Origin of the sequence: Leucobacter sp. CX169, from assembly GCF_017161405.1 — a bacterium.
GTDB lineage: Bacteria > Actinomycetota > Actinomycetes > Actinomycetales > Microbacteriaceae > Cx-87.
On record NZ_CP071051.1, the window covers coordinates 1,835,221 to 1,846,996 of the forward strand.

Genomic DNA, 11,776 nt, shown 5'->3' on the forward strand with positions numbered 1-11,776 from the left:
GGCTCCAGCCTATGCCCAGCGCCGGCGAACTTCCGGGCCGCAAGTCGTGGAGGCCGCCACGGCGTCCGTCACGCCGGTCTGCGCTCGCAGGGCGCCGTCTGGCCGGTCGGTGTACTCCGCCCCGCTCGGGCTCGTCCAGACGAACACCCCGCCCGCGTCCTGCCGGACCCGCCACTGGATCTGATGCGCGAGGTCCGGGTGCTTGAGCAGGTGGTGTTTAGGGCACAGGTGTCCCAAGTTCGATACTGCAGTCGGCCCACCCGCCGCCCACTCGATCGTATGGTCGATCTCGCACGATCGTGTCGGGATTACGCAGCCCGGAAACCTGCAGTGCTGGTCGCGAGTCCGCAAGACTCGTTTCATCGCCTCGGTCGGCTGCCGCCGATCGGTCGAGAGAACCTGCCCGTCGGAATCGATCGTGATGGCGTCCCAGCCGGGCGCGACCGCGGCAAGCTGGCGGGCCGTGGTCGAATCGATCGGGCCGTAGCCTTCGAGCGTGGCAGTTCCGCCCACCGGGAAGATGATCGAGATACTTGCGCGGATATGAGGCGCAACCCGCTGCGCCGTCGTTGTCCCCTCGGCGTTGCCCAGCACCCCGGTCAGCAGCAATTCAGCAAACACATCGGCACGATAGGTGCCGAGAGCGCGCTCCTCGCGGGCACGAGCCGCTCGCGGCCCCGTCGGAGGCGCAAGCGTGAGGCCGATCGCTTCCGCAACCGTCGGACTGCTGAACGCGACAGACTCCGGAATGGGCGCCGCAGCCCCGGCCCACGCCGCTTCCTCGATCGCGACCTCACGCCTCAGGGCTTTCGCAATGTTCTGCACTCGGTCGCGGATGCCGTACGCCAGTGGTGCGGGAAGAATCGCGCCGAGCTCGGCCATGCCGTCGGGAAGCTCGCGCACCCAGACGCAACGCTGGGACGCAGCGATCGCGTGGCGCTCGTCGAGGCCGCGGGGCTGGAGTTCTTGCACGATCTGCGTCGCCCCTGCGCGGAGGCGTCCCGCCGAGACCTGCACCGCCATCTCGAGGCAACGCGCTTCGTAGGTCTCGCGCAGCCGGTGGTCTACGCTCGAGCCCTCCGCTACGACGACCCTTGCGTGCTGGAACGTGATCGTACCCTCCTCGACCGCAGCAATCACGGCCGGGTACGCGGAGACGAGGGTGTGCGCTTCGGCCATCTGCCCCAGCACCGTTCGTTCGCTGATGCCCATCGCGGCGGCGCATTCTGCGGCGCGCGAGTGCAAGGTCAGGCTGATCTCTGCATCAGAACTGCTATTTACGATGGCATGCTCTTGGAGCAACGCAAACGCGCGAGCCCGCTCAGCCTCCGCCAGCGCACACCGCCGTGATGCCGCGATGACGGCGTCCCGCAGCGTCCCGACCTCGCGCGCCTTGCGCGACCCAATCTCAGTCGGCTCGAAACGCACCCGTGACGGCCGACGCCGCGGCGCGGCCTCGTGAGTCTGTTCGTCATCTCGGGGCGTGAGTTCCATACCCGCAGTACATACTGAACCACCGACAAAACAGGCCCGAAAACGGCCAGTTCGGAATGCGCCGAGAATCTTCTCGGAACTCAACAAAATAGACGCCAGAGCTTGATTGAGGACCCTACAACTCCGAACCGACCCAGCTGGGGCACGGCGACAACGCGAACGACCTAGTCGACCTGGCGGTTCAGCTCTCGATTGCGGCGTCGTTCAGGCGCGCTCACGCGGTCGAGATCGGCGATCTCCTCAGGGTCGAGCAGCAGGGTCGTCGCGGCCGCCAACTCGTCGACATGCACGAGCGAATCGGCGCTCACGACGGGGGCAACGACGCCAGGGCGGGCCAGCAGCCACGCGAGCGCGATGCGGGCGGTGGACACTCCGCGTTGCGCGGAGATGCGATCGAGCACGGAGAGCACGCGGAGGCCGCGCCGGTTGAGATACTGTCCCGCGCGGGCACGCCGGGCATTGCCAATCCCATCTGCGCGGCGACGATACGCGCCGCCGAGAAAACCGTGTGCCAGAGCGTAGTGGGGCAGCACGCCAAGCCCCTGCGAGCCCGCCGCGAGGGAGATGTCTGCCTCGTATTCCTCGCGGTGCATCAAGTTGTAGTGCTCTTGAATCGTTTCGAAGCGGGGCAGGCCCATCGCCGAGAGCACCCTCGCCTCGACCAGTCGGGCGCCCGAGAAGTTGGAGGCGCCGAGCACTCGCACCTTGCCCGCCTGGATCAGCTCATGCGCGGCAGCCAGCGAGTCCTCGAGCGGCACTGCCCGATCCTCGATGTGGAAGTAGAGCACGTCCACGTGATCCGTGCCCAGGCGCTCGAGCGAGGCGTCGACGGCACCGTGAATGGCCGCGCGGCCCAGTCCGGGGAACTCGCTCCCCCGACCCACCTTGGTGGCGAGGGTGACGCGGTCTCGGGCGCGGCGGGCGCGCATCCAATTGCCGATCATCGTCTCGGACATCCCGGCGGCGTAGTTATCGGCAGTGTCGATGAACTCTCCGCCGACGTCGACGTAGTGGTCAAGCACCGCGACGCTCGTAGGGCGATCCATCGTCCACCCGAACACGCTCGTCCCGAGCGCCACGGGAGGGATCACGATATCGGAGTGACCGATGCGACGACGGGGAACATCGGCCAGACTTCCGGGACGCACCTCTACCGGGCGCGTCACGGCGGGAACCCCGGGCGCGTGCCTCCCGGACGCTTCGTGACGAGACGCCACCTGAGTCGCACGCCGTAACGACAGCGCGAGCTCGTTCAGCCGCTCGCCATTGGTTCCCACAAAGCCGCCTTCCGTCACCAGGCCTTGCTTTCGAGCATAGGACCGCGAACGCCGAGCGCCTGCGGGCTCGCCGAAAACGTTACCAAGCCGCTCCCGTATCGACCGCAGAACGGCCCAGACAGCAAAACGGGCCCCGTGCGTGTCGCACGGAGCCCGTTTCAGTTGCGCGAGAGTTACTCGGCTGCTGCCTCTTCGGCAGCGGCCTCCTCCAACACGGGGGCGAGCGAGAGCTTGCCACGATCGTCAACCTTCGTGATCACCACGAGGATCTTCTGACCGATCGAGAGCACGTCGTCCACGTTCTCCACGCGCTTGCCACCGGCAAGCTTGCGGACCTCGGAGATGTGCAGCAGGCCGTCCTTACCGGGCAGCAGCGAGATGAAGGCGCCGAACGTGGCGTTCTTCACAACGGTGCCGAGGTACTGCTCGCCGACCTCGGGGTTCTGCGGGTTCGCGATGGCGTTGACCGCCGCGCGAGCCGCTTCAGCCGCCGGGCCGTCGACCGCACCGATGTAGACGGTGCCGTCGTCGTCGATCGAGATGTCGGCGCCGGTCTCGTCCTGGATACCGTTGATCGTCTTGCCCTTGGGGCCGATCAGCTCACCGATCTTGTCGACGGGGATGTTCACAGTGATCACGCGGGGCGCGGTCGGTGCCATCTCGTCGGGTGCGTCGATTGCCTGGTTCAGCACGTCAAGGATCGTGAGGCGCGCCTCGTGAGCCTGCGCCAGCGCGCCCTTCAGCACGTCGGACGGAAGTCCGTCGAGCTTCGTGTCGAGCTGGATGGCCGTGATGAACTCCGACGTACCGGCGACCTTGAAGTCCATGTCGCCGAGCGCGTCCTCAGCACCGAGAATGTCGGTGAGTGCCGCGTAGCGGGTCTCACCATTGTGCTGATCCGACACGAGACCCATCGCGATGCCCGCGACCGGTGCGCGCAGCGGCACACCAGCGTTGAGCAGCGAGAGGGTCGACGCGCAGACCGAGCCCATCGAGGTCGAGCCGTTCGAGCTCAGCGCCTCGGAGACCTGGCGGATGGCGTACGGGAATTCCTCGCGCGACGGGAGCACCGGCACGAGGGCGCGCTCGGCGAGGAAGCCGTGCCCAATCTCGCGACGCTTCGGGCTGCCCACGCGGCCGGTCTCACCGGTCGAGTAGGGCGGGAAGTTGTAGTGGTGCAGGTAACGCTTGCTCTTGATGGGCGACAGCGAATCGATCTGCTGCTCCATCTTGAGCATGTTCAGCGTGGTGACACCCAGGATCTGGGTCTCGCCGCGCTGGAAGATAGCCGAACCGTGCACGCGCGGGATGACCTGGACCTCGGCGTCAAGCGCACGGATGTCGCTCAGGCCGCGGCCGTCCATGCGAACGCCCTCTGCGAGGACGCGGCCGCGGACGATGTCCTTGGTCACGCTCTTGTACGCAGCGGAGACCTGGTTGTTGGCGTCTGCCGGCAGCTCGCCAGCCTCAACCTTGGCCGCGATGGCCTCCTTGACGCGCGCCTTCAGGGCGTCGTCAGCGTTCTGGCGCTCCTGCTTGTCGGCGATCAGGTAGATCGGGGCAAGCTCCTCGCGGGCGAGGGCGTCGACGGCGGCGAGGGTCTCGTCCGAGTACGGCGGGAACACCGGGTAGAAGGCGATCTCCTTCGCCGACTGAGCGGCGAGCTCCGACTGAGCCTTGACGAGCTGCGCGATGAACGGCTTTGCCGCGTCCAGGCCCTCGGCGACGACGGCCTCGTTGGGCTTGGTTGCGCCGCCGCGGATGAGCTCCCAGCTGTGCTCGGTGGCCTCAGCCTCGACCATCATGATCGCGACGTCTTCGTTGCCCTGGGCGTCGGTGACAACGCGGCCCGCAACGACGAGGTCGAAGACGGCCTCCGAGAGCTGCTCAACGTTCGGGAACGCGACCCACTGGGTACCGATCAGTGCGAGACGCACGCCGGCAATGGGGCCGGAGAAGGGCAGGCCCGAGATCTGCGTCGACGCCGAGGCGGCGTTGATCGCGAGTGCGTCGTAGAACTCGCCCGGGGCGATCGACAGCACGGTGATGACAACCTGAACCTCGTTGCGGAGGCCGGCGACGAACGACGGGCGCAGCGGCCGGTCGATCAGGCGGCAGACCAGGATCGCCTCGGTCGAGGGGCGGCCCTCGCGGCGGAAGAACGAGCCGGGGATCTTGCCGGCGGCGTACGAACGCTCTTCGACGTCAATCGTCAGCGGGAAGAAGTCGAAGTGATCCTTCGGCTGCTTCGATGCGCTGGTAGCGGAGAGGAGCATCGTCTCCTCATCCAGGTACGCAGCGACGGCACCCTGTGCCTGCTGCGCGAGACGGCCAGTCTCGAAGCGGATCGTCCGCTTTCCGTACTTGCCGTTGTCGAGGACTGCCTCGGCGAACTTGATTTCAGGACCCTCCACGGGATCTCCATTCGTCTCGGAGCACCCCAGCGGGCAGAGCGCGACGCGTGTTGCGCCGCAGTTGCTGATCAACAGTAGAAAGCCACCCTCGAGCGCAATTCATCCGAGAGGAGTTCACCACCGAAGACCAGCGCACCTGCCGGCGTGCTCGTTGCTTCGTTGATTGCGGTATCGACACACGACACCACATTCCTCAGCGTATCACGCACGCCCAGGATTCCCCGGGATTCCGGTCCCGCACCGCGCGTTCGGCAGAAACAGCTCTGCCCCCGGCGCGCGGGCGCCGGGGGCAGAGCAAGAAACTGAAAACCTAGCCGCCGAGCAGGTCGACCACGCGCACCTCGTCGGTGCCGATCGCGGTGCGCAGCTGAGCCACGAGCTCCTCCGAAACAGGCGAGTCGACCGAGAGGACGCTGAGCGCGGTGCCGCGCTTCTCATCCCGTGCGATCTGCAGGCCGGCAATGTTCACGCCAGCCTCACCGAGCAGCCCGCCATAGGCGGCCACGATGCCGGGGCGATCCGAGTACGTGAACACGATGAGGTGGTCGGCGAACGGGAGCTCGAGGTCGTACCCGTTCACCTCGACGATCTTCTCGATCTGCTTCGGGCCGGTCAGCGTGCCCGACACCGAAATCTGCGTGCCGTCCTCCAGCGCACCGCGGAGCGAGATCACGTTGCGGTAGTCCTCGGCCTCGGCCTCGGTGATCAGCCGCACCGCGACGCCGCGCTGCTCCGCGAGCAGCGGGGCGTTCACGTACGACACCGGCTCGCTGACGATCTGCGCGAACAGGCCCTTGAGCGCGGCCAACTGCAGCACCTTGACGTCGTGTTCCTGCAATTCGCCCTGCACGACGACGTCGAGCGAGGTGATCCGGCCCGAGGCGAGGCCGGCGAAGACCTGACCGAGCTTTTCCGTGAGGGGCAACCCGGGGCGGACGTACTCGTCGATCGCGCCGCCGGCGACGTTCACGGCGTCCGGGACGAGCTCGCCGGCGAGCGCCAGGCGCACCGACTTCGCGACCGAGACGCCAGCCTTTTCCTGGGCCTCGTCGGTCGAGGCGCCGAGGTGCGGGGTCACGTTGACGTTGGGCAGGCCCGTGAGGCTGTTGTCCGCCGGGGGCTCCTGCACGAAGACGTCGAGTGCGGCACCGGCGATCTCGCCGGCCTGCAGCGCCTCGGCGAGGGCCGCCTCGTCGATGAGGCCGCCGCGGGCGACGTTCACGACATAGGCGGTCGACTTCATTGCCTTGAGCTCCGCGGCACCGATCATGCCGAGCGTCTCGGGAGTGCGGGGCATGTGGATGGTGAGGAAGTCGGCGCGGGCGACGAGGTCTTCCAGGGAGACGAGGTGCACGCCGAGCTGCTGGGCGCGGGCGGCCGTCACGTAGGGGTCAAACGCGATGAGCTCGACGCCGAAACCGCGCAGGCGCTCTGCAACGAGCGCGCCGATGCGGCCGAGGCCGACGATGCCGACGGTCTTCTCGTACAGCTCAATGCCGGTGAACGACGAGCGCTTCCAGAGGCCCTCAGACAGCGACTGGTGCGCGCGCGGCAGGTGGCGGGCCAGCCCCAGGATGTGGGTGACCGTCAGCTCGGCGGCGCTGATGATGTTCGAGGTGGGTGCGTTGACCACCATGACACCGGCCTGCGTAGCCGCCTTGATGTCAACGTTGTCGAGACCGACGCCCGCGCGGGCCACGACCTTGAGCTTCGGGGCGGCGGCAATCGCCTCGGCGTCGACCTGGGTCGCCGAGCGGACGAGAATCGCATCCGCGTTTGCGAGGGCCGACAGGAGCGCCGGACGGTCGGTTCCGTCAACGTTCACGACCTCGAAATCTGGGCCAAGGGCCGAGATGGTTGCGGGCGAAAGTACTTCGGCGATCAGCACGACCGGCTTCGACACAGGCGATTCCTTCGGGTTCGGCAACTTGTCCCGGGTGCCCGGGCACCATTTGAGTATATTCCGTGACGGAGCACCCAAATGCCGCTGCTACGCCGTGTGACGGGCGCGCGGCAGCGCTACGCGAAGAAGCTGGACTGCGGGATGACGTGCATGATGTCGAGCTGCAGCACCGCGACGACGCAGAGCCCTGTCGCGAGCAGCAGGATCCTGGCCCAGCCGGGGCGCCGTCGGGAGATCACGAGGGCGACCACGTAGACCAGTACGGGCAGCGCGACGCCGAGCGAGAGCCAGGCCCAGCCGGCAGCCGAGACGCCCAGTCCAAGTGCCGCGGCGATGCCGGGAATACCGAGGAGGTTTCCCACTGCCGCCACCACTGCGTAGCCGTACATCAGGGTGACCAGGCCGCCGATCGTCCACACGATCCAGCCGGCCTTCTTCGGCGCGCTCACGCGACGACTCCCGACACCAGCATGGGCAGCGGGATCAGCACGATCGCCCCGACAACGAGGGCGAGGGCGAGACGGCCGGTCCCGCGGCCGCGCGTCAACAGGATCGCGGTAACGAGCCATGCCGCGGGGGCCACCGGGGCGGCCCAGAAGATGATCTGCTGCAGCACCCCGCCGACAATCCCGCTGCCGGCCGCTGTCGAGGAGTTCACCGCGGAGTATGCCTGGGCTACGATGAACCAACCCCAGGAGTAGAGCAAGTAGATGCCGCCGAACGCACCCAACAGCACGATCGCGGCGTTGCTGAGCCCGTCGGTCTCGTCGGCGGCTGCACCCTCGTCGGCCAGTTCTCCCCCGGCAGGATCCTGCCCGAGCGCTGGGTCCGCCAGATGTGAGGTGGGCGCTGGCGTCAGGTCCGATTCGGGGGCGTCGCCCTCGACGGTCCAGCCGCTAGCGAGAGCGCTCTCGCGCGCCTCCCGTGGTGTCCGTTTCCGCATACTCCCAGACTATCGAAGCGTCCCTGAGCCATTGCCCGGTGCGGCACCCCTGCCGGGCGCACCCACTGTCGACTAGTCTTTCGATCAGTGAGCGGGTGGACCAGTTCGTCCACCCTGCTTGAGATGTGTGAGTACTTACAGACCCGAAGGGAACCGCCGTGACGGAGCCGTCAAGGAAGAAGAAGGTCGTCCGCGTCAAGTCAGCGCCGAAGGCCGAGGCCCCTGCGGGCTCGCCGCGTGCGGCGAAGACGGAGTCCGGCGGGGCGAGTGGCGCCGGGAACGGGGTCACCTGGGCGCCGACCGCGGAGGCAAAGTCGCAGGCGACGCGCCTGCGCATCTTCGCCTGGGTTGCCTGGGTCGCCGCCATTGGCCTCGAGGCCTGGGCCATCTTCGGCGTCCTACGCCAGAACCCCGTCACGATGTGGTTGCTCATTCTCCTCATCGTCGTGATTGGCACACTTGCCGTCACCGGCTCGCTGCTGTGGAAGCAGGCGAACCGACTCGACCCGGCGTCGCGAGAAGACTCGATTCGGTTCTTTGTGCAGAATCAGCTCGGCGCCATCGTGACAGTCATCGCGTTCCTGCCGCTCATCATCCTGATCTTCCTCAACAAGGACATGAGCGGCAAGCAGAAAGCGCTCGCGGGCGGGCTCGGCATCGTCGTGCTGCTCGTCGCTGGCTTCCTCGGCACCTCAATCAACCCGCCCTCGGTCGAGCAGTACTCGGCGGAGTCGAACACGATCCAGCAGCTCACGGGCGAGGACCTCGTGTTCTGGACTAAGTCCGGCACGGTCTTCCACGTCTGCGCCGACGTGCCCGACGTCAACAAGGAGTCGCAGGACGGCACGATCTACTCGGGCACCGTCGCCGACGCTCACGCCGCAAACAAGGATCGTCTCACCAAGCGGTGGGAGTCAGAGGCAGTGAAGTACTGCGGCTACACGCAGGAGCAGGTGGACGCCGTCCTCGCGGGCGGCGACACCGCCCCTACCGACGAGGGCACCACCCCGGAGGAAACCCCGAGCGAGGCACCCGCGGAGTAGTCCCGCGTGGGCCCACCGCGTGCCGGGCCACGGACCTCCTCCTAGGATGAAGTTCGTGGCCCGGCATTTTTTTGATCTCGACGCGATCGGCGCCGGGCTCGTCGTAGCCGCGGCACGCCCCGAACTCGAGCGCGCGGCGCAGGTCGGCGCGATGGTCGTGACGGCCCCGCCCGGTACCGGCAAGACCACCTTCGTCCCGCCCCTCGTCGCACATCTCGTCGCTGAGCGCGCGGCCCGCCAGGGCGCCGACGCGCCGCCCCCGCGGGTGCTCCTCACCCAGCCGCGCCGCGTTGCGGTGCGCGCAGCGGCGCGCCGAATCGCCCAGCTCGACCGCAGCGACCTCGGCGGCGCGGTCGGGTTCACGGTGCGCGGAGAGCGCACCGTCGGCCGCGACACACAGCTCGAGGTGCTCACGCCCGGCGTGCTGCTCCGCCGGCTCATCTCCGACCCGAGCCTCGAGAACGTCGGCGCCGTCATCCTCGACGAGATCCACGAGCGCTCCGTCGACGGGGACTTGCTTCTCGGGCTCGTCTCCGAGGTACGGGCGCTGCGCGATGATCTGATCGTCGTGGCAATGTCGGCCACCCTCGACGCCGGACATGTCGCTGAGGTGCTGGGAGCCGCAGCGGGGGCGGGCCCCGCCCAGGTCGTGGAGATCCCCTCGGCGCTCTTTCCGCTGGACATCGAGCACGCGCCGTTCGACGGACCACGGCTCAACGAGCGCGGGGTCACCCGGGGGTTCCTGGCGCATCTAGCCGCCGTGACGCTGTCCTCGCAGCGCGCCGTCGGCACCGACGCGCTCGTATTCGTGCCCGGTGCCCGCGAGGTCGACGAGGTCGTGCGGCTCCTGCGTACGGGCGCTTCGGGCTCGCAGGCGGTCGAGATCCTCCCGCTCCATGGCAGGATCCCGGCTCGCGAGCAGGACCGCGCCGTGCAGGGGCGCGCCCACCCAGATGAGCCAGCGCGAATCGTCGTGAGCACCTCGCTTGCCGAGAGCGCACTGACCGTGCCGGGGGTGCGCCTCGTCGTCGACTCCGGGCTCTCGCGCGAGGTGCGCCGCGACCGGGCCCGTGACATGACCGGGCTCGTGACGGTCAGTTCCTCCCGCGCCAGCGCCGAGCAGCGCGCGGGCCGCGCGGCCCGCCAGGGCCCAGGACGCGCGGTACGCGCGTACTCAGAGACCGACTTCGCTCGGATGCCGGCCGCTTCGAATCCGGAGATTTCCTCCGCTGATCTCACCGACGCTGCGCTGCTGTTGGCCGCTTGGGGCGCCCCCGGCGGGCGCGGGATCGTGCTGCCCACTCCCCCGCCGCCCGCCTCGATGGCGCAGGCCGAGACCGTGCTGCACACCCTCGAACTCGTGGACGACACGGGGCGCGTCACGGCCCTCGGCAACCGGGTCGTGCGCATGCCCGTGGGCGTTCGCGAGGCCCGCGCATTGCTCGCGGGAGCCCGCGAACTCGGCGATCCCGCGCTCGCGGCGGAGGTCGTCGCGGCGTTTTCCGACGACCATCGCGACGCGGGCGCTGACCTCCACGCGCTCCTCAGAGAACTCCGCACCGGCCGCACCCCCGGAGCGGATCGCTGGCGTCGCGAGCGCCGCAGACTTGAAGGGATCGCGTCCGAAGCGAGCGTCGGGCCATCGCCCGAGCGCACGGACACCTCCACCATCGGCAGCGCGCCAGCCAGCAGCGGTGCGATCGCCGGGATCGTCACCGCACTCGCCCGCCCAGAATGGATCGCGCGCCGCGTCAGCGAGCATTCCCGCACGTACTTGTTGGCGAGCGGCACACGGGCCGCGCTGCCCGAGGGCAGCGGGCTCCTGGGAAGCGAATGGCTCGCCGTGCGCGAGGTGCAGCGCAGCGATGCGCGCACAGCCGACGGCACCGGGGCTGTGATCCGGCTCGCGGCATCCCTCGCCGAGGCCGACGCCTTCCGCCTCGCCGGGCCGCTGCTCACACAAGCTCGTCACGCCAGCATCCAGGCCGGCCGCGTGCGCGTGCGCGAGGAACGACGCCTCGGCGCGATCCTGCTCTCCTCGACACCGACCGCCGCGCGGGCAGAGGACGCAGGCCCCGCCTTTGCCGCGGAGCTTCGCGCGACCGGGCTGTCTGCGCTGCGCTGGTCTGAGGCTGCAACCGCCTTACGGGCTCGGCTCGCTCTCGTTCATCGGGCGCTCGGCGCACCCTGGCCCGCGATGACGGACGAGTCGCTGATTCACCACCTCGACGACTGGCTCGGGCCCGCACTCAGCGGTCTTCGCGCAGGCGAATCGCTGCACGCCATCAGCGTCGCTGCCGCCCTGCGGGGTCTGCTCCCCTGGCCCGAGGCCGCAAGACTCGACGCACTCGCGCCCGAGCGGCTCGCGCTGCCGTCGGGATCGACGGCTCAGATTCAATACCCCGACGCCGAAGACTCGGCGGCGCCCCCGGTCGTCGCGGTGAAGCTGCAGGAACTCTTCGGGCTCGCCGAATCTCCGACGCTGGTCGACGGTCGAGTGTCGATCCTGTTTCACTTGCTCTCCCCGGCACGCAAGCCGCTTGCCGTCACGAGCGACCTCGTGTCGTTTTGGAACGGCCCGTATCAGGACGTTCGGAAGGAGATGCGTGGCCGCTACCCGAAGCATCCGTGGCCCGAGGATCCCTGGACCGCACAGGCCACAGCGCTGACGAAGCGGCGCCTGGGCCAATAGCCGTTGCCTC

The 11,776-nt window shown here is 68.5% G+C and carries 8 protein-coding genes; 2 read left to right on the forward strand and 6 right to left on the reverse strand.

Annotated elements, in window-relative coordinates; translation table 11 throughout:
* Positions 1-9 precede the first annotated feature (9 nt).
* From JW030_RS08360 to JW030_RS08385, 6 genes are all read right to left on the reverse strand, one after another.
* Positions 10-1,494, reverse strand: a complete 1,485-nt coding sequence (locus JW030_RS08360; RefSeq protein WP_188044081.1) for an HNH endonuclease signature motif containing protein — start codon at positions 1,492-1,494, stop codon at positions 10-12.
* Positions 1,495-1,658: 164 nt separating this feature from the next.
* Positions 1,659-2,660: an aldo/keto reductase gene (locus JW030_RS08365; protein ID WP_241095384.1), complete on the reverse strand. Its 1,002-nt coding sequence runs from the start codon at positions 2,658-2,660 to the stop codon at positions 1,659-1,661.
* A gap of 284 nt (positions 2,661-2,944) precedes the next feature.
* Complete coding sequence (locus JW030_RS08370) at positions 2,945-5,185, reverse strand: polyribonucleotide nucleotidyltransferase (RefSeq protein WP_188044082.1); 2,241 nt, start codon at positions 5,183-5,185, stop codon at positions 2,945-2,947.
* A gap of 310 nt (positions 5,186-5,495) precedes the next feature.
* A complete protein-coding gene (gene serA / locus JW030_RS08375; RefSeq protein WP_188044083.1) occupies positions 5,496-7,088 on the reverse strand; it encodes a phosphoglycerate dehydrogenase in 1,593 nt (530 codons plus the stop codon).
* A gap of 116 nt (positions 7,089-7,204) precedes the next feature.
* Complete coding sequence (locus JW030_RS08380; protein WP_241095385.1) at positions 7,205-7,537, reverse strand: hypothetical protein; 333 nt, start codon at positions 7,535-7,537, stop codon at positions 7,205-7,207.
* Complete coding sequence (locus JW030_RS08385; protein ID WP_188044084.1) at positions 7,534-8,031, reverse strand: hypothetical protein; 498 nt, start codon at positions 8,029-8,031, stop codon at positions 7,534-7,536. Before JW030_RS08385 ends, JW030_RS08380 begins: the two co-directional genes overlap by 4 nt.
* Before the next feature lie 158 nt (positions 8,032-8,189).
* Between JW030_RS08385 and JW030_RS08390 the strand changes: the two genes are divergently transcribed.
* Positions 8,190-9,074, forward strand: a complete 885-nt coding sequence (locus JW030_RS08390; protein ID WP_188044085.1) for a mechanosensitive ion channel family protein — start codon at positions 8,190-8,192, stop codon at positions 9,072-9,074.
* Between the two features lie 46 nt (positions 9,075-9,120).
* Positions 9,121-11,766, forward strand: coding sequence for an ATP-dependent helicase HrpB (gene hrpB, locus JW030_RS08395; protein ID WP_188044086.1), 2,646 nt, complete (start codon positions 9,121-9,123; stop codon positions 11,764-11,766).
* Positions 11,767-11,776 lie beyond the last annotated feature (10 nt).